This is a genomic window from Kitasatospora sp. NPDC004745, from assembly GCF_042873275.1.
In the GTDB taxonomy this organism is placed as follows: domain Bacteria; phylum Actinomycetota; class Actinomycetes; order Streptomycetales; family Streptomycetaceae; genus Kitasatospora.
The window spans coordinates 43491-65560 of record NZ_JBIALK010000034.1; the positions used below are offsets into that span (position 1 = coordinate 43491).

The 22070-nt window shown below is 75.4% G+C and carries 21 protein-coding genes; 12 read left to right on the top strand and 9 right to left on the bottom strand.

Annotation, left to right across the window (positions count from 1 at the left end; genetic code table 11):
• Positions 1-126: 126 nt before the first annotated feature.
• Positions 127-756 carry a TetR/AcrR family transcriptional regulator gene (locus tag ACFYUY_RS35530; protein ID WP_360221669.1) on the top strand — a complete coding sequence of 210 codons (630 nt, stop codon included), beginning with the start codon at positions 127-129 and terminating at the stop codon, positions 754-756.
• Between the two features lie 121 nt (positions 757-877).
• Here ACFYUY_RS35530 and ACFYUY_RS35535 read toward each other — a convergent pair whose 3' ends face one another.
• Together ACFYUY_RS35535 and ACFYUY_RS35540 are read right to left on the bottom strand one after the other, a co-directional pair.
• Positions 878-1195 carry a DUF6191 domain-containing protein gene (locus tag ACFYUY_RS35535; protein WP_387907034.1) on the bottom strand — a complete coding sequence of 106 codons (318 nt, stop codon included), beginning with the start codon at positions 1193-1195 and terminating at the stop codon, positions 878-880.
• Positions 1196-1408: 213 nt separating this feature from the next.
• Positions 1409-2314 carry a chitosanase gene (locus tag ACFYUY_RS35540; protein ID WP_387907037.1) on the bottom strand — a complete coding sequence of 302 codons (906 nt, stop codon included), beginning with the start codon at positions 2312-2314 and terminating at the stop codon, positions 1409-1411.
• Between the two features lie 250 nt (positions 2315-2564).
• Between ACFYUY_RS35540 and ACFYUY_RS35545 the strand changes: the two genes are divergently transcribed.
• The gene (locus tag ACFYUY_RS35545; RefSeq protein WP_360221678.1) at positions 2565-2708 is read left to right on the top strand and encodes a hypothetical protein; all 144 of its coding nucleotides are present in this window, start codon (positions 2565-2567) and stop codon (positions 2706-2708) included.
• Positions 2709-2959: 251 nt separating this feature from the next.
• Here the strand turns inward: ACFYUY_RS35545 and ACFYUY_RS35550 are convergent, their stop codons facing one another.
• Complete coding sequence (locus ACFYUY_RS35550) at positions 2960-4207, bottom strand: DUF5685 family protein (protein ID WP_387907040.1); 1248 nt, start codon at positions 4205-4207, stop codon at positions 2960-2962.
• 455 nt (positions 4208-4662) lie between these two features.
• On the opposite strand from ACFYUY_RS35550, the gene ACFYUY_RS35555 reads away from it, so the two are divergent.
• Positions 4663-4995, top strand: coding sequence for a hypothetical protein (locus ACFYUY_RS35555; RefSeq protein WP_387907043.1), 333 nt, complete (start codon positions 4663-4665; stop codon positions 4993-4995).
• A gap of 84 nt (positions 4996-5079) precedes the next feature.
• Here the strand turns inward: ACFYUY_RS35555 and ACFYUY_RS35560 are convergent, their stop codons facing one another.
• Entirely contained in the window at positions 5080-6792 is a 1713-nt protein-coding gene (locus ACFYUY_RS35560) for an Imm49 family immunity protein (RefSeq protein WP_387907046.1), read from the bottom strand.
• Positions 6793-6961: 169 nt separating this feature from the next.
• On the opposite strand from ACFYUY_RS35560, the gene ACFYUY_RS35565 reads away from it, so the two are divergent.
• Positions 6962-7648, top strand: coding sequence for an alpha/beta hydrolase (locus tag ACFYUY_RS35565; protein ID WP_360221690.1), 687 nt, complete (start codon positions 6962-6964; stop codon positions 7646-7648).
• Between the two features lie 85 nt (positions 7649-7733).
• Here the strand turns inward: ACFYUY_RS35565 and ACFYUY_RS35570 are convergent, their stop codons facing one another.
• Positions 7734-9161 (bottom strand): DUF2252 domain-containing protein, encoded by a 1428-nt coding sequence (locus tag ACFYUY_RS35570; RefSeq protein ID WP_387907049.1) that lies wholly within the window; start codon positions 9159-9161, stop codon positions 7734-7736.
• A gap of 206 nt (positions 9162-9367) precedes the next feature.
• On the opposite strand from ACFYUY_RS35570, the gene ACFYUY_RS35575 reads away from it, so the two are divergent.
• Positions 9368-9823 carry a DUF2809 domain-containing protein gene (locus ACFYUY_RS35575; protein ID WP_387907051.1) on the top strand — a complete coding sequence of 152 codons (456 nt, stop codon included), beginning with the start codon at positions 9368-9370 and terminating at the stop codon, positions 9821-9823.
• Positions 9824-9830: 7 nt separating this feature from the next.
• On the opposite strand, the gene ACFYUY_RS35580 is transcribed toward ACFYUY_RS35575, so the two are convergent.
• Positions 9831-10613, bottom strand: coding sequence for an SGNH/GDSL hydrolase family protein (locus tag ACFYUY_RS35580; RefSeq protein ID WP_360221696.1), 783 nt, complete (start codon positions 10611-10613; stop codon positions 9831-9833).
• Positions 10614-10857: 244 nt separating this feature from the next.
• Here ACFYUY_RS35580 and ACFYUY_RS35585 point away from each other — a divergent pair, with 244 nt between their 5' ends.
• On the top strand, positions 10858-11751 hold the full coding sequence (locus tag ACFYUY_RS35585) for an MBL fold metallo-hydrolase (RefSeq protein WP_387907055.1): 894 nt from the start codon (positions 10858-10860) through the stop codon (positions 11749-11751).
• A gap of 313 nt (positions 11752-12064) precedes the next feature.
• Entirely contained in the window at positions 12065-12892 is an 828-nt protein-coding gene (gene ddaH / locus ACFYUY_RS35590; protein WP_387907057.1) for a dimethylargininase, read from the top strand.
• A 126-nt stretch (positions 12893-13018) separates the two neighbouring features.
• On the opposite strand, the gene ACFYUY_RS35595 is transcribed toward ddaH, so the two are convergent.
• Positions 13019-14197 (bottom strand): globin domain-containing protein, encoded by a 1179-nt coding sequence (locus tag ACFYUY_RS35595; protein WP_387907060.1) that lies wholly within the window; start codon positions 14195-14197, stop codon positions 13019-13021.
• A 72-nt stretch (positions 14198-14269) separates the two neighbouring features.
• On the bottom strand, positions 14270-14713 hold the full coding sequence (locus ACFYUY_RS35600) for an Rrf2 family transcriptional regulator (protein WP_360221708.1): 444 nt from the start codon (positions 14711-14713) through the stop codon (positions 14270-14272).
• Positions 14714-15023: 310 nt separating this feature from the next.
• Here ACFYUY_RS35600 and ACFYUY_RS35605 point away from each other — a divergent pair, with 310 nt between their 5' ends.
• The 3 genes from ACFYUY_RS35605 to ACFYUY_RS35615 all read left to right on the top strand — a co-directional run bounded on the left by ACFYUY_RS35605 (position 15024) and on the right by ACFYUY_RS35615 (position 18758).
• On the top strand, positions 15024-16673 hold the full coding sequence (locus ACFYUY_RS35605; RefSeq protein ID WP_387907063.1) for a beta-propeller fold lactonase family protein: 1650 nt from the start codon (positions 15024-15026) through the stop codon (positions 16671-16673).
• Positions 16674-16869: 196 nt separating this feature from the next.
• Entirely contained in the window at positions 16870-17631 is a 762-nt protein-coding gene (locus tag ACFYUY_RS35610) for a PAS domain-containing protein (RefSeq protein WP_387907065.1), read from the top strand.
• The gene (locus ACFYUY_RS35615) at positions 17628-18758 is read left to right on the top strand and encodes an aminotransferase class I/II-fold pyridoxal phosphate-dependent enzyme (RefSeq protein ID WP_387907068.1); all 1131 of its coding nucleotides are present in this window, start codon (positions 17628-17630) and stop codon (positions 18756-18758) included. Before ACFYUY_RS35610 ends, ACFYUY_RS35615 begins: the two co-directional genes overlap by 4 nt.
• A gap of 190 nt (positions 18759-18948) precedes the next feature.
• Here ACFYUY_RS35615 and ACFYUY_RS35620 read toward each other — a convergent pair whose 3' ends face one another.
• Positions 18949-19356, bottom strand: a complete 408-nt coding sequence (locus ACFYUY_RS35620) for a hypothetical protein (protein WP_387907071.1) — start codon at positions 19354-19356, stop codon at positions 18949-18951.
• Positions 19357-19645: 289 nt separating this feature from the next.
• Between ACFYUY_RS35620 and ACFYUY_RS35625 the strand changes: the two genes are divergently transcribed.
• Entirely contained in the window at positions 19646-20443 is a 798-nt protein-coding gene (locus tag ACFYUY_RS35625; protein ID WP_360221473.1) for a serine/threonine protein kinase, read from the top strand.
• A gap of 13 nt (positions 20444-20456) precedes the next feature.
• On the top strand, positions 20457-22004 hold the full coding sequence (locus tag ACFYUY_RS35630; RefSeq protein ID WP_387907074.1) for a serine/threonine-protein kinase: 1548 nt from the start codon (positions 20457-20459) through the stop codon (positions 22002-22004).
• Positions 22005-22070: the final 66 nt, after the last annotated feature.

Here is a 22070-nt window from a genome sequence, read left to right on the forward strand (position 1 = left end):
GTCTCCTCGGGTCGGGTGGACGTCGGGTCGGCGGACGTCGGGTCGGCGGATATCGATGAGAACGAGCGTTCTCACTGATGTGGCTACTCTAGGAGAATCATCGTTCTCACGCAAAGGGCACGGCAGATGGACGCGCAGGCGAACGGGCGGTCGGTCGGGCGGGCGGAGCCGTCGCCGGGCCGCCGGACCGAACACGACGACGCGCGGGAGCGGATCCTCGACGCCGCCGAGGAACTCTTCTACGGGCAGGGCGTCCAGGCGGTCGGCATGGACGCCGTCCGGGCCGCCTCCGGCGTGACGATGCGCCGCCTCTACCAGCACTTCCCCTCCAAGGGGGACCTCGTCGACGCCTACCTGCGACGGCGGGACGGCCGCTGGCGGGCCGGCCTCGCCGACTACGTGGCCGGCGCCGCCGACCGGCCGCGGGAGCAGCTCCTCGCCGTCTTCGACTGGCTAGGCCGCTGGTTCGCCGAACCCGACTTCCGGGGCTGCGCGTTCGTCAACTCCTTCGGCGAACTGGGTGCCGTGTCACCGGCGGTCGCGCTGGCCGCCCGGCACCACAAGGAGGAGTTCAACGCCTACCTGGCGGGCCTGGCCGAGGCCGCCGACGCACCGCCCGCCCTCGCCACCCAGCTGGCGCTGCTGGCCGAGGGCGCGATGACCACGGCCGCCGTGCACGGCGACCCGAGCGCGGCCGAGGACGCCCGGGAGGCCGCGCGCATCCTGCTGGACGCCGCCCTGGCCACCCGCGGGTAGCCCACGTTCCGCCGCCGTCCGGCGCCCGCGGGGCAGGGCCTGCGCCTCGGTTCCTGCGGGCGGGTCGGGGGGTCGGGACGCCTGCGGGCGGCCCGGGGAGGGCCAGGGCGGCCCGGGCGTTTCAGGACGCCTTTGGCAGCCGGATCACCGCGGAACCGCGCGCCAGGTCGACACCGGGGCGGTGGGGCGGGGCGCCGTCCTCGTCGTCGTCGCGCAGCATCAGCGCCGACTGCCGCTCCTTGAGCTCGTGCTGCTTGCCCGCCGAGAAGGTGGCGTGCAGCTGCTCGAACCCGGTCGCGGAGACCTGCCCCTGCCGCGCGCTGCTCCGCCAGGGCAGCAGTCCGGCCCGGCCGGCCCGCAGCAGCAGCTGGTCGACCAGCGCGAGCGCGGTGAGCAGCAGCACCAGCCCGGGCAGCGTGAGGAAGACGAGGAACCCCATGCGGCCAGTATCGTCGCGCGACCCGGTCGGCGGAAGGACGACCCCCGTCGGAGGAGGGGCGTAGCGGTTCCCGGGCGCGGGGCCGGCTCCAGGGCGGTCGGTGGGCCGCCCTGGAGCGGGCGGCCCACCGACCCGTACCGGCGCCCGTGGGGCCGGAGCCCCACGGGCGCCGGGGCGGGGTCCGGTCCCACAACCGGGCCCCGGGTCCGTGGCTCAGGCGACGGTGTAGGCGGAGCCGAAGGCCGTGACGGCGAGCGGCCCGTCCAGGTCGACGTTGCCGGTGGCGGCGATCCGGCGCAGGCACTCCACCCGGTCGACGGACTTGCGCCACTCGTCGGCGGTGGAGGAGTTGGCCGGGTTGGTCAGGTCGTCGATGCGGACCTCGAAGAAGGCTTCCAGCCAGGCGGCCTCGCCCGCGACGGCGGGGGAGCCGACCTTCGCGCCGGTGCGGGCGATCAGGGCGGGCAGGGCGTCGTACTCGCCGCCGTTGCCGTGCTGGACGGAGGCGTCGTAGAGCTCGGCGCGAGCCAGGGCGGTGGTGAGCCCGAGCCGGTCGGCCTGGTCCATGGCGGGGGTGAAGTAGCGCTGTTCGACCTGGTCGTCCTGGACCTGCCGGAAGACGGCGTCCTCGGCGGACCGCTTCCAGGCGGCGACGTACTCGGCCTCCGGCAGTCCGCTGGTGTCGCCGCTGCCGGCGGAGGCGAGGCGCTCCAGCTCGGGGATGAAGCGGGCCAGCGGGTTGTCCGGGGAGACGGCGGTGTACGCGCGGACGACCTTGAGCGCGTCGCCGTCGTTGGTGGTGAAGCCGGCCCGGCCCGCGGTGACGCCGCGGCCGTCGTCGATGTTCTCGGCGTAGCCGTACTGGATCTCGGTGGTGCTGTTCTCGAAGATGCTGATCAGCTGGTCGGCCCGGCGGCGCTGGTCGGGGGTGAGACCTCCGGTCGCGAGCGGCCGCACGCCGGCCGCTGAGGCGGCGGTGGTGACGGTGGCGCTGGCGGAGGCGGTGGCGATGGCGGTGTCGGGAGCGGCCTGGGCCGGCCCGGCGGTGCAGGCGGGGCCGGCGGTCAGCGCGGCCAGGGTGGCGAGGGCGGCGAGGCGGCGGGTTCGGGAAACTCGCATGGGTGTGCTCCGATCTCCGGGGGCGCAGCCGCCGGAGGGTGTGTGGGGGTGGCACGGTCGACCGCGTGCCGGGGCGAGGGTGCGAGCTCGCGGCAGCAGCGTAGGTGCCGGGTCGGGCGCTGGTCTATAAGGTAAGGAAACTTTCCTAATAAATTTGCGCACGGGGCGACAGGGGCTCGGTCCGCCCCCAGTGGGACTGCCGGGGCGGGTGTTTATCGTGTGTTGATCGTCGCGGCCTAACGTCGGGTGCATGAACGAGAACACGGCCGAGTGGCCGGGGGCGGCGCCCGACGGGCGGATGACGGAGCAGGACGCCGAACGCTTCCGGCAGCTGCTCGCGCGACTGGAGCGCTCGCTGGCGGCCGACCGGGAGGCGGCGCGGCGTGACGCCTGACGGGCTGCCGCGGGGCCCGGTCGCGGTGCTGCCGCTCTGGCTGCGCGGCGAGTCCGCGGCCTGGTCGGCCTGGTCGCCAGGGCCGTTCGGGTCGGAGCGCGGGGCCGGGGCGGCCTCGGACGCCGGCACGGACATGGGTGTGGACGCGATCCGGCCCGGGACGCCGCGGGGGCGTCCCGGGCCGGTGGCGGTCCTGGGGGCGGGTGCGGTCCGGCGGTCGGAGTGGCGCACCACCAAGGGGTGACGCCGGGTCAGCAGCCGTCGCAGCAGCACCCGTCGCAGCAGTCGCACCCGTCGCACCCGTCGCAGCAGTCACCGCAGCACTGACAACCGTCGCAGCAGTCGCAGTCGCAGTCGCAGTTGCGCTGGCACCAGCCCTCCCGGCGCTCCCGGCTGAACGGGTCCTCGTGCTCGCAGCAGAGCAGCTGGCAGCTGCAGGCCATCAGAGCCCACACCGCGCAGCCGGCCAGCAGGTTGCGCGGCTGCGGGGGCTTGCCACCGATCGGGGTGAAGCCGGGGCCCTGCGGCACCCACGGGGAGAGCGGGTCCTGGCCGGGCGGCGCCCGGCGCGGCGGAGCGTCGTTCGGGTGCTCGCCGCCGGCGGGTCCGGCGTTGCGGGTGCGGCAGGTGGCGGCGTGGGCGGCCGGGCCGAAGACCCGGTCGACGGCCTGCCCGGTCTCGTGCGCGAGCAGCGCGTGCACCAGGGCGCGGTCGGTGAGCTCGACCTCGCGCAGGGCGAGCCGGATGCCGTGGACGGCGTCGCGGCACAGCCGTTCGGCCTCGGCGCGGTCGGTGCCGGTGGCGGTGAGCGGGTTCCAGGCGCCGTTGGCCGCGTCGGAGGCCTGGTCCTCGGCGGCGTCGAGGAGGTGGGCGAGCCGGCCGAAGAGCCGCCCGGCCTCGGCGAGCGCGGCGGCGTTGCCGGGGCGCCCTGCGAGGACGGCGGTGTGCGCGAACGCGGCCGCGGTGGCGGTCTCGGTGGGCTCGGTGACCAGCAGGACCGAACCGCCCGGCCGCAGCGTCCGCTCCAACCCGCCCTGGCGGGAGGCGGCTTCGAGCAGCACGCCGGTGTCGAAGCCGATCGCGGAGGCGCTGCCGGCGCTCTTCCGGTCCCACCGGCGGGTGACGGCCCGGGCCCCGGCGGCGACCGGGCGCCGGGCGAACACCCCGTCGCGGTCCTCGACGTGGTCGCGGATCTTGACCGAGGCGAGGGCGAGCGAGACGGCGGCGGCGAGCCGGGCACCCTCGCCCCGGGCGACGGAGGCGGTGCGCATGCCGCGCAGCGGGCACGGCCCGGCGGTGCGCCGCCAGGAGGAGTCGTCCCGGGCGGCCTGGGCCTCGACCAGCACCGAGATGATCAGGCCGTCGTAGTTGGTGGCGGTGCGGGCGAGCTGGCCGTGGTCGTCGCGCAGGGCGAGGCAGAGCCCGCACAGGTGCGCCATCCACGAGGCGCGGAGCCGCTCGGACAGCCGGTGCTTGCACGGTCTGATGATGCCGAACATGGTTCCCCCTCGCCCCCGTGGGCCGTTGACCGGCCCCGATCCGCGCACATCATACGATCACCCCCGCACCTGGACCCACCGCCGACCACACCCCGGCCCCCGACCGACGGCCGCCCACCGGGCCCCCGGACGGGCCGGCCGGGACAGGGGGTGACCCCGGACGGCTGACCGGGGCTCCTGATGCGGGCGTGCCGCTCCGGCGGGCTCGGCCCGCGCCCCGCCCGGCAGGGCGAGGGGCTGCCCGGGAGCCCTTTCCGTGCCGTCGCCGAACCCCCGCCCGGGCTCCCGAAACGGTGGCCTGACGAGGTGTCATTGATCTTCCGCCGGGCCGGCGGCACGATGCAGTCATGGCTGACGAGCGGTGTGATCACGGACTGATAGTCGGGCAGTGCGGTCACTGCAAAGCGGTTCCCCGAGGTCTGACCGCGTCCGTCTGGACGACCCGGGGCGGCTCGGTGTTCCACCGCTCGGTGGCGTGCGAGGCACTCGCCGACGGGCAGGCCCGCGCGGCCCGCTTCGGGAAGGAGGTGCACGAGCCCACCCGCGTCGCGCTGGCCGACGCCATGGCCCAGGGGCGCGGCGCCTGCATCCGCTGCTTCCCCGCGTACCGGCCGACCAGCACCGCCAAGCCCTGCCTGGTCCGGGTGGACGCGCAGTGGGTGCGCGGCCTCCTCACCGAGTGGCGGCGAGGCGCCGACGGCCGGTGGCGAGGGGTGGTCTCGTACGTCGACTCGGGCGAGCAGGTGACCGTCCTCAAGGACCAGGACGACCTGCGCCCGGCCCCCTGAACGCCGTGGCCCCGGCGGATTCTCCGCTGTTCCTGCCCGGCCTCGGACGCTGACGGTGTGCCCGGCCCGGCCCGGCCCGGGGCGTCAGACGGCCCCGGCCCCGGCCCCGGCCGCCGTCAGCAGGCGCGGCGGGAGGTAGGGCGACCGGACGCGTATCGACCAGCCGCGGCTGCGCCGGGCGTGGCAGGCGAGGGCGAGGACCCCGAGGCTGAGCGCGGCACCGGCCTCGGTGGCCCGGTCGGCGACGGAGTGGTGATCGCGGTGGGCTTCCAGCGCGTCGAGCAGGGCGAGGTTGAAGCTGCTCTCGTCGCCCTCGACGAGCTGGGAGAACAGGACGACCGGGGGAGGGAGGAAGCCCTGCTCCCTGCTGCGCTCCACCTCCTCCAGGGCGCGCCGGGTGGCCGGGAGCGGGTCCGCGCCGCGCAGGTGGTCGTGCAGGGCGGTGCGGTACGAGGCGAACGGGGAGCGGTCCTCGGCGGCGATCGTGGGGCCGGCCAGGACGAGCGGTTCGAGGTCCTCGGAGCTGCCGGTGATCAGCGCGTAGGACAGGGCCGTCTCCCAGAAGGCCGGCCCGAAGTCGCTGCACCGGCTGGCGGGGAAGCGGAGCGTCCGCCCGTCGACCGTCACCTCGGCCTCGGTGCCCGGTTCGGCGAGGGCGGCCCGGAACGCGGCGGCCCCGAGTCCGGAGCCGAGCCGCAGGTCGGCGAGCTGGGCGTCGGTGGCGTCGGCGGACTCCGAGGCGCGTGCCGCGAGGAGCCAGGTCTGGTAGCGCAGGGCGCCGGTGAGCTCCCACGCGTCCAGCGGCTCGCCCTCCTTCGGAGTGATCGCCCGCTGGACGCGCTGCTCGAACCGCGCCTCGCTGTCCGGGCTGAGGGGTAGGGCCGGGATCGGACGGTCGAGGTCGACGGGCCCGGCGGCGAGCCGGGCCACCGCGTCGGGGCGCCGGTCCCGGCCGAGGCCGTGGACGCGCGGGCCGGGTGTCTCGAAGCCGGTGACCAGGGCGTGGGGGAGGTAGTCGGTGTCGACGGCCGGGGTCCATCCGTGGGTGCGGTACCCGAGGGCGGCGAGGGCGATCGGGACGAGCGGCAGGAGGTCGGCGGGCCGGGTGCCGTGCGGGCCGTCCTGGAGGAGCGCGAGCAGCGCGGCGTCGAAGGCCGCGCGGTCCCCGTCGGTGAGGGCGCGCAGGGCGCGCAGACCGGGCTGCGCCCCGCCGGCGGAGTCGGAGTCGGCGGAGTCGGCATCGGCGGAGTCGGCAGAGTCTGGGGAGCCGCCCTCCTCGAAGTAGTGGGCCAAGAAGCCGTCGACGAGTTCGAGGGCGGGGGTGACCGGTTCGTCCGGCATCAGCTGCCGGGCCCAGCCGAAGGCCTCGCCGTGGTGGGAGACCTTGTCGGAGACGATCGCGAGGCAGAAGGCGTCCAGCCACTCCCGGGCGGTGACCAGGTGCCGGGGGTCGCGCGCGAGCCCGTGCTCGCGGTCGTAGCTCATCCCGAAGTTCGGGTAGTCGAGGAAGACGTGGAAGCCGTCGACCGGGTAGTAGGCGGCGAAGGAGACGGCGCCGGCGGCGGCCTCGGTGGCGTCCTTGAGGACGGCCTTGGCCTCGGCGGAGTCCAGGTCGGGCCGGGTGGTGGAGAGGGCGCCGAGGTAGTCGAGGAAGGAGTCGGCGATCAGCTGCCACTCGGTGGTGGTCATCAGGCCGGCGCGGGAGTAGGAGTGGACCTGCCTCCCGATCCGGTTCACGAAGCCGTCGCGCGCCTCAGCCACCCGCGACGCGTCCACCCGGTGACGTTCGATCCGCACGGCCCTGCCCCCTTGATCACCGACGGATCACCGATTGACCGTCGACCTGCACCCACCCTAAGTGGAGGGTCCGACAGCTGACTCCGCAGGTCGCGGCCGGAACCACGCGGGGTGCGCCGAGGGCGAACGGCCGTCGGCTGACGGCCGGTCGGCCCGTACGGTGGCGGGCATGAACGAAGTCCGGATCGTGAACCTGCCCGAGGTGGCACTCGCCTGCCGTACCAGCGGGCCCGTGGACGGCCCGCCGCTGGTGCTGCTGCACGCGCTCGGTGAGCGCGCCTCCGACTGGGACGTCGTCCTGCCGGCACTGGCGCCGGGCCACCGCGTGTACGCCCCGGACCTGCGCGGTCACGGCGACAGCGGCCGCACCGCCGGGTACGGGCTGCCGGAGATGCGCGACGACGTGCTCGCCCTCCTCGACGCGCTCGGGCTCGCGCGGGTCGACCTCGTCGGCCACTCGATGGGCGGCGTGGTCGCCCACCTGCTGGCGCAGCACCGGCCGGAGCGGGTCGCCAGGCTGGTCCTGGAGGACGTGCCGGCGCCGTACCCGCGGCCGGCCTCCGCGGTGCCGGACGGGCCGGACGGCCCGGTGCACTTCGACTGGGCGGTGGTCGGCGCCGTGAAGGCCCAGATCGACAGCCCGGACCCGGCCTGGCGGGAGGGGCTGTCCCGGATCACCGCCCGCACCCTGGTGGTCGGCGGCGGCCCGACCAGCCACGTCCCGCAGGAGGGGCTGGTCGAGCTCGCCGGGCGGATCCCCGACTGCCGGTCGGTCACCGTCGAGGCCGGGCACCTGGTGCACGCCGCCCGGCCCGCCGAGTTCGTCGCGGCGGTCGCGCCGTTCCTCGCCCGCTGAGGCGCCGGACGGCTTCGGCGGCCTCGACGGGCGGCACCAGCGGGACGCCGTCAGCAGGCGAGGGGCGCGGGCGGCGGAGCGGGCGTCAGACGCCGTGTTCGGCCGGGAGCCGCCCCGCGCGCACGGCGGCGACCAGGTCGGCGTGGTCGGCCTCGGTCCGGTCCGCGTAGGCGACGGCGAAGGCGGCGACCGCCTCGTCCAGTGCCTCGCTCTTGCCGCAGTAGCCGGCCAGCAGCGCCGGGTCCGCGGTGTGCGCGTGCGCCCGGGCCAGCAGGGCCCCGGTGATCCGCGCGTAGTCGTCCAGCTGGTTCGGCAGCAGCGCGGCGGGGTCGACGCTGCCCTTGCGGTTGCGGAACTGCCGCACCTGGTACGGGAGCCCGTCCACCGTCGTCCAGCCGAGCAGGGTGTCGCTGACCACCTGCATGTGCTTCTGGCCGAGCACCACCCGGCGGCCCTCGTGCCCGTCCCGGCCGGGCACCGGGTGGCCGGCCGGCTGCAGGTGGGGCAGCAGCACGGAGGGCCGGGCCTCCTTCACCTGGAGCACCAGCGGCTGGTCGCGGTGGTCGGTCAGCAGCACCACGTACGAGCGGGTGCCGACGCTGCCGGTGCCCACCACCCGGAACGCCACGTCCTGCACCCGGTAGCGGGACAGCAGGGTGCGCACCTCCGCGGGCAGCGTGGACACGTAGGGGCCGAGCGAGGCGGCGACGGCCCGGGCGGTCGCGTCGGACACCTCGGTGAGCACCGGCGGAGCGGCGGTGAAGCGCCAACCGCCGTCGTCCGTCCGCTCGGTGCTGCGGGCGGCGAATCTGGCACTGGTGTTGCCGAGCGCCTTCGTGCCGACCTTGCGCAGCACGTCGGCCAGGTCGTGCGCGTCGGCGAAGGACACCAGCTGCTCGTCCGCGACGGCGTTCCAGGCGTCCAGCGCGGGCAGCTTGGCCAGGGTGCGCATGGTCCGGCGGTAGGAACCGGCCGCGTGCTGGGCGGCGGCGCGCGCGGTGCCCTCGCCGGCGCCGGTCTCCCGGCCGGCCAGCACCAGGCTGGCGGCCAGCCGCTTGAGGTCCCACTCCCACGGGCCGGGCACGGTCTCGTCGAAGTCGTTGATGTCCATCACGAGTTGACCGCGGGCGTCGCCGTAGAGCCCGAAGTTGGCGGCGTGCGCGTCCCCGCACAGCTGGGCGGACACCCCGGTGTCCGGCGTGCCGACCAGGTCGGCGGCCATCAGACCGGCCGAACCGCGCAGGAACGCGAACGGCGTGGCGGCCATCCGGCCGACCCGGATCGGCACCAGCGCGCCGATCCGGCCCGCGTTGGACGCCTCGATCGCCTCGACGGCCGTCGGCCGCCCCGCCACGGGCACCAGCTCGGCGTGCTGCTCCCGCGGCACCTTGGTCCGCAGCGCCTTCCCGCGCTCGCGGGCCCGGCCGTCCTGCCCCGACGCGAACCCGGCCACCGCGAACGCCCGCCGCCCCGGCAGCCCCACCCCGTCCACCGCGTCTATCACCTGCGTCACCGCTCCCGGCCCGCCCTTCTCGTCCCACCCGTCCGCGACCTGCGCGGACGGCGTGCAGGGGGAGTGACGTCCGGGGTGGGGCAGTGGTTCCTGGGGGGAGGGGGCCGGTGGGTGGAGGGGTGGTGGCCGGGGCGTGGCGGGGGTGCTGACGGCGTGCGGGGGAGCGGGGTCGAGGGGCGGGGCGGGCGGCCCGTAGGGTGGGCCGGATGGACGGTCTTCGGGGGCACGGGTGGGTGCGGGCTGCGGCCGGCGCGGCGGCGGGGCTGACGGTGGCGGCCGGGCTGGGGGCGCGGGCGCTGCTCGGCGGGGAGCCCGCGAAGGCCGCCGGGGACGCGCTCTACACGGTGCTGGTGTACGCGCTGGTGGTGCTGGTCGCGCCGCGGGTGCGGCCGTGGCGGGCGGCCGTGACGGCCTCCGTGGTGAGCTGGGCGGTGGAGTTCCTGCAGCTCACCGGCGTGCCCGAGGAGCTCGGCCGGCGCAGCACGCCGGCCCGTCTGGTGCTGGGGTCGACCTTCAACCCGCCGGACCTGTTCTGGTACCTGGTCGGCGCGCTGTCCGCCGCGCTGGTCCACCGGGCGCTGAGCGCGCTCCGGGGGCGCCGGGTGCACCGGGGACGCCGGGTGCTGCGGACCGAGCGGCCCGCAGCACCCGACCGGGTCTGACGCAGGGTCAGAGCGGCAGCAGGTCGGGCCGCTTGGCCTCGACGTTGTCGCCCGAGGACTCGCCGCGCAGGCGCCGCCCGACCCAGGGCAGCAGGTACTCGCGGGCCCACTGGATGTTCTCGCGCCGCTGGTCGGCGGCGGACAGCTCCTGGACGGTGGGCCAGGGCGCCTCCGGGTCCTGCTCGGTGCGCAGCCCCAGCGAGCGGGCGGCGAGCAGGGCGACCCGCTGGTGGCCCTCCGGGGACAGGTGCAGGCGGTCCTCGCTCCAGGCACGCCGGTCCTGCACGGCGCGCAGCGACCACAGGTCGGCGACCTGGCAGCCGTTGCGGTCGGCGACCGCCCGCATGTGCCCGTTGTAGGTGGCGATCTTGCCGCGCAGGTGCTTCAGCAGCGGCACGTCCCGGGTGTCGAAGCCGGTGCAGATCAGCACCGTCCCCGCCGCCTCGGTGAGTCGGACGACGGCCGCCTCGAAGCGCTCGGCCACCTCGTCCGGGTCGCTGCCCGGGCGGAGGATGTCGTTGCCGCCGGCGCAGAAGGTGGCGAGGTCCGGCTGGAGCCGCTGGACCTGCGGCACCTGTTCGGCGGCGATCTGGTCGAGCAGCCGGCCGCGGACCGCCAGGTTGGCGTAGCGGAAGCCGCCCGGCGGGCGGGCGTCGGCGAGCAGTTTGGCGAGGCGGTCGGCCCAGCCGGCGAAGGCGCCGTCCGCTCCGGGGTCGTTCAGGCCCTCGGTGAAGCTGTCCCCGAGGGCGGCGTACGAACTGAGGTCAAGGGTCTCCTGGAGGTTCGGCATGAAGTAGATAGTTCACCTTCTCAAGTGACCTACGCCACCGTAGGTGACCGGGGAGGCGCGTGAGATGGGCCACGTACCCCCCCGCGCCGGTGAGAGCGCCGGCCAGAGCGCCGGTCACCGGAAAGCACAAGATCCGCGCCCCCTTCCGCTTCCTGGCGTGCCCGGACCATCCTCGAGGAGCGCGATCGCGCCGGCCGCCGGGCCCTGTCGCCGGCCGCCGTCCCGTGACGAGGGGAAGCCACCCATGACTCCGAACGCCTCCTCCGGCCTGCCCGGAGACTGGACCGTCGACGACCGCTGCACCAACTGCGACGTCGCCCGGCAGCTCGCCCCCGGGCTGATCCGCGAGCACCGCGGGCGCTCCGAACTGGTCCGCCAGCCGCGCGACGAGGCCGAGCACCGCAGCCTCCTGGCGGCCGCCCACGCCTGCCCCACCCGTTCCGTCCGCCCGGCAGCCGGCCCGCTCGACCCGGCGGGCGACCCCTTCCCGCTCGCCCTCGACGAGGAGGTGCTGCTGCTCGGCCACAACTCCCGCCACACCGCGGGCGCCAACTCCTACCTGTGCCGCCGCCCCACGGGGTGGCTGATGGTGGACACGCCCCGCTTCGCCGAGGCGCTGGCCGCGCGCTACGAGGCACTCGGCCCCGTCACCGACGTACTCCTGACGCACCGGGACCACGCGGCGCACGGCCGCCGGTACGCCGACCGCCTCGGTGCCCGGCTCTGGATCCACGAGGGGGACCTGGACGCCGCGCCCGACGCCGACCGGGTGCTGCGCGGCCTCGACCCGGTGGAGATCGCCCCGGGCGTCACCGCCCGTCCCTTCCCCGGCCACACCCGGGGCAGCGTGCTCTACGCGGTGGACGACCGGTACTGCTTCACCGGTGACACCCTCTACTGGTCCCGCACCACGGGCGACGTGGAGGTGCACGAGAGCATCACCTGGTACTCGATCGAGGAGCTCTCCGCCTCGCTGGACCGCAGCCTGGGCGCGCTGCACTTCGAGTGGCTGCTGCCAGGCCACGGTGAGCGGCGCCGGATGCCCGCCGCGGAGGCGGACCGGCGGCTGCGCGCGCTCGCCGAGCGCTGCCGGTCGCTGCGGCCCGCCCCGGTGGACTTCGCCGCGGTGCGCTGGTAGAGCGGTGCAGAGCGTGGAGGTCGCGCGGTGCGGAGGTCGCGCGGTTGGGGAGGTGGGGCGGGGCGGGGTGCGTCCGCCCGCGGCACCTGACGCGTCGCGGCCCGTTCGCCGCGGCCCGTGCGCGACGGCCCCTTCACCGCGTCCCCTTCACCGCGGCCCGTGCGCCGGGGCTCGCGCCGGGTGCGCGGGGGGTTGCGCCAGCCGGGGGCGTCCGCGCGGGTGTGCGAACGGCGCCGCCGGGGCAGCCGCCTGTCGAACGGTCTTCCGAACCACGGACCGCCCCGAACCCCCCGCACCCAAGGACGGTGGAGGAATGCCCACCCAGACCCCGGAGCGCACCGCCCGGCCGCGGCGCTACCTGATGTGCCGGCCGACGCACTTCACCGTGGACTACGCCATCAACCCGTGGATGGACCCGGCGCAGCCCACCGACACCGCGCTCGCGCTGCGCCAGTGGGAGCGGCTCCACCGGTTGTACCGGCGCCTCGGCCACACCGTCGAGCTGATCGACCCGGTGCCCGGCCTGCCCGACATGGTGTACGCCGCCAACGGCGCGACCGTGCTGGACGGCCGGGCCCTGGTCGCGACCTTCCGGTACCCGGAGCGGGCCGCCGAGTCCACGGCCTACCAGGCCTGGTTCCGGGCGAACGGCTACCAGGAGGTGCGCCGCGCCGGGCACGTCAACGAGGGCGAGGGCGACCACCTGGTGGTCGGCCGCCGGGTGCTCGCCGGCTCGGGCTTCCGCACCTCGCGGGCCGCGCACGCCGAGGCGGGCGCGCTGTTCGGGGTCCCGGTGGTCAGCCTGACCCTGGTCGACCCGCGCTTCTACCACCTGGACACGGCGCTGGCGGTGCTCGCCGACGACCACGTCATGTACTACCCGGAGGCCTTCGACGCGGACAGCCGGGCCGTGCTGCGCACCCTGTACCCGGACGCGATCCTCGCCGACCGGGCCGACGCCGAGGTGTTCGGCCTCAACGCCGTCTCGGACGGCCGCCGGGTGCTGCTGCCCGAGACCGCGAAGAACCTGGCCGGGCGGCTCGCCGAGGCCGGCTACGAACCGGTGCCGGTGGACGTCTCGGAGCTGCTGAAGGGCGGCGGCGGGGCGAAGTGCTGCACGCTGGAGCTCCGCCCGGAGTGATCGCGGGCGCCGTCGACCGACTGCGGCGGCGGCCGCGGGCGGCCCGGCCTCCGGGTGCGGCCCGGCCGGCGGCGCGGCGGCGGCCCGCCCGGGATCCGTCCCGAGCGGGCCGCGTGCGGCGGGGCCTCAGACGAGCCAGAGGTCCGGACCGAACACCTCGTAGTGGATGTCGGCGGCGGGGACGCCCGCCGCCAGCAGCTGCTCGCGGACGGTGCGCAGGAAGGGCAGCGGTCCGCACAGGTAGGCGGTGGTGCCGGCCGGGACCTCGACGGTGGAGAGGTCGACCAGCCCGGTGCGCTCGGCCGGCCACTCGCCGAGCGGCTGCTCGTAGAAGACGTGGGCGGTGGCGTTCGGCAGCTTGGCGGTGAGCTGGGCGAGGTCGGCGCGGAAGGCGTGGCTGAGCTGGTCGCGGTCGCCGTGCACCGACACGACGGTGCGGGGGGAGCCGGTGGCGGCGAGGTGGTGGAGCATCGCGGTCATCGGGGTGTTGCCGATGCCGGCGGAGGCGAGCAGCACCGGCCCGTCGCCGTCGGCGAGGGCGATGTCGCCGAGCGGCGGGGAGAGTTCGACGGTGCCGCCGGTGTGCAGGTGGTCCTGCAGGTGGGCGGAGACCTCGCCGCCGGGCTCGCGCTTGACGCTGAAGCGCAGCGCGCCGTCGGCGGTGCCGGAGAGGCTGTACTGGCGGATCTGGTGGGCGCCGTCGGCGAGTTCGGTGCGGACCGAGACGTACTGGCCGGGGCGGGCGGCGGGCGCGGGCCGGCCGCCGGCGGGGCGGACCAGGAAGGTGGTGACGGTGTCGGTCTCCTGGTAGCGGGCGACGACGGTGTAGGGGCGCCAGAGGTCGGCCGGGTCGCCGCCGGCGGCGGCCTCGGCGCGCAGCCGGTCCTCGACGGCCACCAGGGCGTTCGCCATCAGCCAGTACACCTCGTCCCAGGCGGCGGCGACCTCCGGGGTGACGGCCTCGCCGAGCACGTCGACGATCGCGGCGAACAGGTGCTCGTGGACGATCCGGTACTGGTCGTTGCGGATGCCGACGGACACGTGCTTGTGCGCGATCCGGGCGAGCATCGCGTCGGGCCGCTGGTCCGGGTGGGCGATCAGGGCGGTCGCGAAGGCGGCTATCGATCCGGCGAGGGCCTGCCGCTGGGTGCCGTTGGCCTGGTTGCCCCGGTTGAACAGGTCGCGCAGCAGCTCGGGGTGGGCGGCGAACATCCGCTCGTAGAAGAGCGGGGTGATGTCCCCGATGGCACCGCCCACGGCGGGCAGGGTGGCCTCGACGACCTCGGCGGACTTGGCGGACAGCATCAGTCGGGCTCCGAACTGGTATCTGAGATGCGTATTAAAGGCCGAGCGCGGGTGCGCGGGGCCCGGGGCGGATCAGTCGGTGGGTCTGCTGGTGAGGCCGAGCAGGACCGGCCCGGTGGGGGAGGCCACCAGGTCGTCGATGCTGAGCGGGTCGAGGGTGGCGAAGAAGGCCTCCTGCGCCGTCCGCAACGCACCGCGGAGCCGGCAGGCGGCCCGCAGCGGGCACGGCGGGTCGTCCTCGCAGCCGACCACGTCGCCGACCCCCTCCAGCTCGCGCAGCAGGAGTCCGAGCGAGCCGGTGCGTCCGGCGAAGGTGAGCATCAGCCCGCCGCCGCGCCCGCGTCGGGCCTCCAGGACCCCGAGGTGCTGCAGCCGGCTGACCACCTTCGCCGCGTGGGTGTAGGGCACCCCGACCGACTCGGCCACCTCGCGGGTGGTCGGGTTGGCCTCCTCGCCCAGGACGGCCAGTCGCATGGCGATCCGGAGGGCGATGTCGGTGCTCTTGGTCAGCCTCACGTGCGGAACGCTAGCGAATGCGATTCCGGAACTCCAATTTTCTGCACGATCCCGACCGGGTCGACGGCGGAGCGGGATCAGGCGGGGGCGGATCGGGATCGCGCCGGGATCGGATCGGGAACGGTTCAGGATCGGGTCGGGATCGGATCGGGTGTGTCGAATCGATCGAATCTGAACAGTTGGCGACATTACCGATCAGCCCCTGACGGTCGGTCAGGGGTGCTTCTACGCTTCGTGCGGTTCCGGAACCGCGGGGGGCGCCGGAGCGACCGGCGTTGTGTTTCCTTGACCGACCATCCTGGAGAGACCCGTGAGAACAGCCCGTGCACCCCGGCGCACCTGGACGGCCGTGGCCGCGATAACCGCGGCCACGGCCGCGCTGCTGTCGCAGCCCGTCACCGCCGAGGCCGTGACGCCGCCGCCGACCGTCGCCGCCCACGTGGCGGTGGCGGACTACCCGGCGGGCGTCGCGCTCACGCCGGACGGCGGCCGGGCCTACGTCACCAGCCAGAGCACCGGTACGGTGAGCGTGCTGGACACCGCGACCAGGGCGGTGTCCGGCACGTTCACCGCGGGCAGCGGCTCCTACGCGGTCGCGGTCTCCCCGGACGGGCACCGCGCCTACCTGACCCACCACCTCGACGGCACCGTCAGCGTGGTGGACACCACGGGCAACACCGTCACCGCCACCGTCCCGGTCGGCGCCCAGCCGTGGGGCCTGGCCCTGTCCGCCGACGGCACGCGCGCCTACGTCAGCAACGCCGGGGCCGGCACCGTCAGCGTGCTGGACACCGCCACCGCCACCGTCACCTCGACCGTCCCGGTCGGCGCGGAACCGCACGGACTCGCCCTCTCCGCCGACGGCAAGCGCCTCTACGTCGCGGCCTCCGGCGCCAAGGCGGTGAACGTGGTCGACACCGCGACCGGCACGGTGAGTGCCACCGTCCCCGTCGGCCACAGCGTCTTCGGGCTCGCCCTCAGCCCGGACGGCACCCGGCTCTGGGCGGCCGACGCCGACGACGCCACCGCCGCCGTCCTCGACACCGCCGCCAACACGCTGACCGGAACGGTGGCGGTCGGCTCCGGCCCGTACGCCGTCGCGATCTCCCCGGACGGCACCGCCGCGTACGTGTCCAACTACGACGACGACACCGTGAGCGTGGTGGACACCGCGAGCCGGACCGTCACCGCGACCGTGCCGGTCGGGGCGAACCCCTACACCCTGGCCGTCGCCCCCGACGGGCGGCACGGCTACCTGGCCGACTTCAACGGCAGCGCCGTCGACGTGCTGAACTTCCCGCTGCCGGTGCCGGCCGTCACCGCGATCAGCCCGGCCGGCGGCTCCGGGGTCGGCGGCACCGCCGTGACCGTGACCGGCACCGACCTCAACGGCGCCACCGCGGTGACCTTCGGCGCGGCCGGTGCCGCCACCAGGTTCAGCTGCACCAGGACCAGCTGCACCGCCACCGCCCCCGCCACCACGGTGACCGGTCCGGTGGACGTCCGGGTCACCACGCCCGGCGGCACCAGCGCCGCCGTCGCCGGCGACCGGTTCACCTACACGGCCCCCAGCGCCCACCTCGGTGTCGCCCTCACCGCGACCCCGGTGAGCGGTCTGCTCGGCAGCCGGGTCGACTACACCGTCACCCTGACCGGTCAGGGCCCCGACCCGCTGACCTCGGCCACCGTCTCCGCCGACCTCCCCGTCGGCCTCGCCGCGACCTCGAGCGACTGCACCATCGCGGGCACCAAGCTCACCTGCGCGGTGACCGCTCCGCTGGCCAAGGGCGCGAGCACCACCCGGCACTTCTCGGTCTCGGTCGGCCTGCTCAGCCTGGTCCGCACCTTCGACGTCACGGTGGCCCGCACCGCCGGCGTGCCCGCCGACCCGTCCCCGGCCACCAGCCGGGACACCCGTAGCTGCACCGCCGTCCTCGGTCTGCTGATCACCTGCCGTTGACCGCCTTGCCGTTGACCGCCGGCCACCGGCCGGCTGCCGCCGACCCGTAGCCGCTGACCGGCTGCCGTCGAAGCGCGGAGGGCCCCGCCCGTACCCACGGGCGGGGCCCTCCGCCGTTCCCGCCACCGCCGCACCCCCCCGGGGCCCGTGCCCGCACGCCTGGACGAAACGTCCGGACTGGACGTACAGTCCGAACATGACCGCCGAACCCGCTGCAGCCGCCGACGCCGCCGACCCGCGGATCCGCACCTGGGCCCCCGCCTGCCGCGCCGTGGCCCTGCTGCTCGGCCCCTACGCCGAGGTGGTGCTGCACGACGCCGCCGCGGACCGGGTGCTGGCCGTGTGGAACCCGATGACCACCCGCGCCCCCGGGGACCCGTCGCTGCTCGGCGAACTCGACGCCCTCGACCCGTCCGCCCCCGACGTCTACGGCCCCTACGAGAAGCTGCTGCCCGACGGCCGCCGGCTCTCCTCCGTCAGCGCCGTGCTGCGCGACGACGCCGGGCGGCCCTCGGCGGTGCTCTGCGTCAACCTCGACCGGGGCCCGCTGGAACAGGCCGCCGCCCTGCTGGCCGGCTTCGCCGCACCCACCGCCCCCCGCCCCGAGCCGCTGTTCGAACGGGACTGGACGGAACGGATGAACGACGTGATCGGCGGATACGTGCGTGCGCACGGCCGCCCGCTCGAGCGCTTCGGGCGCGAGGACCGGCTCGCGGTGCTGCACGAACTCGACCAGGCCGGGGTCCTCGCCGTCCGCCGGGCCGCCCCCGCCGTCGCCGCCGCGCTCCGGGTGTCCCGCTCGACCGTGTACACCCTGCTCGCCGAACTCAGGAACACCGAATCCCGGAACGCCGAACCCCGTGACGCCGAACCCCGTGACGCCGGACCCGGGAACGCCGGACCCGGGGACACCCCCGCACCAGCGCACGACCGCACGAGAGCGAGTGACCAGCCATGACCAGGCTCCCCGACTTCCGACTCGAGACCCACTTCTCCCAATGGGAGTTCACCGCGCGGCACCACCTCACCGCCTCCGACGCCCAGACCATGACGATGGCCGAGCTGCTCGCCCTGGCCGGCCCCGAGGACCGGGAGGCGTGGGACACCCTCGCCCTCGGCTACACCGAGACCTACGGCGACCCGGGGCTGCGCCGGGCGATCGCCGGGACGTACGAGCAGGTGGACGCCGACGACGTGATCTGCTTCGGGGGAGCCCAGGAGGGGCTCAACCTCGCCATGCAGGTGCTCCTCGAACCGGGCGACCACGCCGTGGTGCTCACCCCCAACTACCAGTCCGCCGAGACCATCCCGCTCTCCCTCTGCGAGGTGACCGGGGTCGCCCTCGACGCGGCGCGGGACTGGGCGCTCGACCTGGACGCCGTCGAGGCCGCGCTGCGCCCGAACACCCGGGTGGTGTCGGTCAACTTCCCCAACAACCCCACCGGGAAGGTGATCGACGCCGCCGACTTCACGCGGCTGGCGCAGCTGTGCGAGGAACGCGGCATCCGGCTCTTCTCCGACGAGGTCTACCGCGGCCTCGAGCGCGACCGGGCCCGCGCCCTGCCGCAGGCCGCCGACCTCTCCGAGCGCGCCCTCTCGCTCAACGTCACCTCCAAGGCGCTCGGCCTGCCCGGCCTGCGGATCGGCTGGATCGCCTGCCGGGACACGGAGTTGCGCTCCCGGCTGGAGCGGGCCAAGCACTACACCACGATCTGCAACTCCGCCCCGAGCGAGGTGCTGGCCCGGATCGCGCTGAACAACCGGGAGCGGATCCTGGAGCGCAACCGCGCGATCATCGCGGAGAACGTCCCGCAGTTCGACGCCTTCTTCGCCGAGTTCGCCGACCTCTTCGAGTGGCGCGCCCCGGACGGCGGCTGTGTCGCCTACCCGCGCTACCTCGGCGCGGACGGGGTCGAGGAGTTCTGCACGGCGCTGGTCGAGCAGGCGGGCGTCCTGCTGCTGCCCGCCGGGATCTTCCGCTCCGAGCTGACGCCCACGCCGGCCGACCGCTTCCGGATCGGCCTCGGCCGCCGCGACCCGGCCCCGGCCCTGGCGGCCTTCGCGGACTGGCTCCGCAAGCGCTGACGCGCACGGGCCCGGGGGCGGGTCGGAGCGCCGTACGATCCGGAACGCCGAGTGGGCCGGAACGCCGAACGGGCCGGAACGCCGAACGGGCCGGCCACCGCGTACGGTGGCCGGCCCTGAGGCCCGTGGGGTGGCCGAGTGCCGCCCCCGCGTTCCGGATCCCTTTCGCCAAACGGGGGTTGGCGAAGGATCAGAACGGGTTGGTACAGGTGGTGACCTGCTGCGCGGCGTCCAGCGCGGGGCCGGCGGTGGCGCAGATCATCTTCAGGTCGTTGGTGACGACGCGCGGGGTGGTCGCCTTCACCGAGCCGAGGCGGACCGTGGTGGTCGACGTGGCCGTCTCCCACGGGCTGCCCCAGGCCTTCTGGGTGCGGACCTCGACCCGGAGGACCGTCAACTGCCCCGGGGCGGCCGACACCTGGGCCGTGCCGACGAAGCCCTCACCGTCGGCCTGGTGCGAGATGCACGGCTGGTTGAGCACGGCGGCGCAGGCCACGGTGCCGGTCTCGGCCGTCATCGGGGTCGCCAGGGCCGGTCCGGCCGAGAGACCCGCGATCCCTGCCGTCGCCACCATCACGGCTGCGATCCGAGCGCGCATGATATGAACCTCCTTGGAAATTAAGGGTGTCTCACTCCTTGGGATGAGTCTTGCACAGAACGTGAACATGTTTCGTGTGTGTTACGTCACACTCAAGGTGACCATTCAACTACGTGCTGCAACCGTTCTCGCAGTGTTCAGCACGCGGACAGATCGCCGACTGACGAACGATCAGTTCGTCGGCGCCCCGCCCGTCGCGGTGGTCCGGCCCCTTCACCCGTCCGGGTGGCGAACTGCCATCGGAGCGGAAAGGGCGGATACCATCGACCCGACCGACGGAGGTGTCTGCGTGGACACGGTCATCGTCCAACTTCCCGACCCGGCACCGGTGGTGGCGCCCGGCCGGGCCCCCGAACTGCTGCGGATGGGGCCTGGTGAGACCGCGGTTTTCGGGCGCGGCGAGCCGGGCCGGCCGGCCCCCATCCCGCTCACGGACCAGGGTGTCTCGCGCCGCGCGGGAGAGGTCACCGCCGCCGAGGACTACTGGCTGCTCTCCAACTTCAGCACCACGGCCACCTACGTCGTGGAGAACCTGGAGGGCGCGGGCGAGCACGTCAAGGTGGCGCCGGGGCGGCTCGGCGCACCCGTCCCGTTCGAGTTCTCCCGGGTGCTGCTTCCCGCGCTCGGCGAACCCGTCTCGTTCAAGGTCTTCGCCCCGCAGCACGCCTACCTGGCCCCCGGCCCGGGCGGCGCCGCCCCCGGACGGTCGGCGGGCGGCGGAGTCGAGGACGCCGGCGGCTCCGAGGGCGAACGCACTGTCAGCCCGTTCGCCCTCGACCCGACCGCCAAGTACTTCCTGGTGCTGCTCGCGCTCTGCGAGCCCAGGCTGCGCTCACCCTCCGCCGCCGCCGTCCCCGGGGTGACCGACGTGCTGGCCCGGCTGCGTGCGCTGCCCTCCTGCCGCGGACTGACCCGCTCGGCGGTCAACTACCACATCGACTACCTGGTGTGGACGAAACTGCGCCTGCGCGAGCCCTACGAGGAGGCGCCGGGCGGCGGCAAGCGCGAGGAACTCGCGGCCCTGGCACTGAAGTTCGACCTCGTCCGGGAGGAGCACCTGGCCCTGCTCCCGCCCCGGCGCCCCTGAGGACCGACCCGCCGTGAGGACCGACCCGCCGCCGCCCGAGGGAGGCCCGCCCGACGCCCAGCCCCGCGGCGCCCAGCCCTGCGACCCCCAGCCGTACGACGCCCCGACCTTCGAAGTCCCGGCCGGCTACCGGTTCGCCGGCTACCGCACCGGCGCCCTGCTCGGCGCCGGCGCCTGGGGCAGCGTCTACGCCGCGGAGGGCCCCGACGGCACCCCGGCCGCCGTCAAACTGCTCAGCCCCGCCCGGCTCAGCCCGGGCCAGCGCCGGACCATGGCCCAGATCGCCCGCAGCGAGCTGCGCTTCAGCCGCCGCGCCGACCACCCCCACCTGATCCGCACCCTCGCGGTCGCGGTCGTCGACGACCCCGACCACCCCGGCCTCGACGGCGCCGTCGCCCTGGTGATGGAGCGTGCCGCCCGCAGCCTGCAGGACGTGCTGGCCACCGCCCGCCCCGGCGTCCCCGTCCCCGGGGCCGAGCGCCTGCTGGCCGAGGTCTGCGCCGGACTGACCCACATGCACCGCGCCGGCTGGGTGCACGGGGACCTCAAACCGGCCAACATCCTGCTGCTCGCCGACGGCACCGCCAAGATCGCCGACTTCGGCCTCACCGCCGAACTCGAGGGCACCCACGCCTACGCCCCGCCGCTCGGCTCGCCCGACCACGTCCCGCCCGAGTGGTGGTCCCAGCGCACCGGGGCGCGCGGCGTCGTGTTGCGCCCCAGCGCCGACGTCTGGGCCTTCGGGGTGATCGCCCACCAGCTGCTCACCGGCGGCCTGCACCCCTTCCTGGGCGCCACCGCCCGGGCCCGCTCGCTGGCCGCCCAGGCGTACGCGCGCGGTGCGGCGCCGCTGCGGCTGGACGCGTCGCTGCCCCGGCCGTGGCGGGCCGTGGTCACCGCCTGCCTGGCGCCCGGGAGGGAGGAGCGGGCCCGCACCGACCTCGCGGCGCTGGTCGCCCGGGCCGCCGCCCGTCCGCCCGTCCGCCGCCGCGCCGCCCTGCGCGCCCTCGCCGGCCTGCTGGCCTGTGCCGCGGCGGTGCTCGCGCTGACCGGGGCGCCGGAGCCGCTCGCCCCGGCCGCCCACCGGGCCACGCCGCCCCCCGGGGCGATCCCGGTCGGCTCCGACGTGCCGGCGGCCTACCGGGGCATGATCGAGGACGCCGCCCGGCGCTGCCCCGAACCGGAGATCACCCCGGCGCTGCTGGCCGCCATGCTGAAGGCCGAGAGCGGCTTCGACCCGAACGCGGCGCGACCGGAGACCGGCGAGTACGGCATCGCGATGTGGACGCCCGCGGTCTTCGAGGCGTGGGCGAAGGCCGCGAACCACCCCGGCCCGAAGTCGTACCTCGACCCGGGGGACGCCATCGCGGCCATGGGCAACTACGTCTGCTGGCTGGACCAGCAGCTCAAGCACCGCGGCTACACCCGCGACCTGCCGGCGCTGGTCGCCGCGGCCTACCGGACCAGCGACAAGACGGTGGCCACCGCCGGCGGCGTCCCCGAGCGCGTCCGCCCGCACGTCGACAAGGTGCTCCGGTACCTGGCCGACTACGGCGGGTGAACGGACGAAGCGGGATGAACCGGGTCACATCCCCCCGTACCCCGGCGCGGGCACCCGGGTGACGGG

Coding starts and splice junctions, on each gene's coding strand:
- ACFYUY_RS35530 (WP_360221669.1), top strand. CDS start 127: ATGGACGCGCAGGCGAACGGGCGGTCGGTCGGGCGGGCGGAGCCGTCG.
- ACFYUY_RS35535 (WP_387907034.1), bottom strand. CDS start 1,195: ATGGGGTTCCTCGTCTTCCTCACGCTGCCCGGGCTGGTGCTGCTGCTC.
- ACFYUY_RS35540 (WP_387907037.1), bottom strand. CDS start 2,314: ATGCGAGTTTCCCGAACCCGCCGCCTCGCCGCCCTCGCCACCCTGGCC.
- ACFYUY_RS35545 (WP_360221678.1), top strand. CDS start 2,565: ATGAACGAGAACACGGCCGAGTGGCCGGGGGCGGCGCCCGACGGGCGG.
- ACFYUY_RS35550 (WP_387907040.1), bottom strand. CDS start 4,207: ATGTTCGGCATCATCAGACCGTGCAAGCACCGGCTGTCCGAGCGGCTC.
- ACFYUY_RS35565 (WP_360221690.1), top strand. CDS start 6,962: ATGAACGAAGTCCGGATCGTGAACCTGCCCGAGGTGGCACTCGCCTGC.
- ACFYUY_RS35575 (WP_387907051.1), top strand. CDS start 9,368: ATGGACGGTCTTCGGGGGCACGGGTGGGTGCGGGCTGCGGCCGGCGCG.
- ACFYUY_RS35580 (WP_360221696.1), bottom strand. CDS start 10,613: ATGCCGAACCTCCAGGAGACCCTTGACCTCAGTTCGTACGCCGCCCTC.
- ACFYUY_RS35585 (WP_387907055.1), top strand. CDS start 10,858: ATGACTCCGAACGCCTCCTCCGGCCTGCCCGGAGACTGGACCGTCGAC.
- ddaH (WP_387907057.1), top strand. CDS start 12,065: ATGCCCACCCAGACCCCGGAGCGCACCGCCCGGCCGCGGCGCTACCTG.
- ACFYUY_RS35595 (WP_387907060.1), bottom strand. CDS start 14,197: ATGCTGTCCGCCAAGTCCGCCGAGGTCGTCGAGGCCACCCTGCCCGCC.
- ACFYUY_RS35610 (WP_387907065.1), top strand. CDS start 16,870: ATGACCGCCGAACCCGCTGCAGCCGCCGACGCCGCCGACCCGCGGATC.
- ACFYUY_RS35615 (WP_387907068.1), top strand. CDS start 17,628: ATGACCAGGCTCCCCGACTTCCGACTCGAGACCCACTTCTCCCAATGG.
- ACFYUY_RS35620 (WP_387907071.1), bottom strand. CDS start 19,356: ATGCGCGCTCGGATCGCAGCCGTGATGGTGGCGACGGCAGGGATCGCG.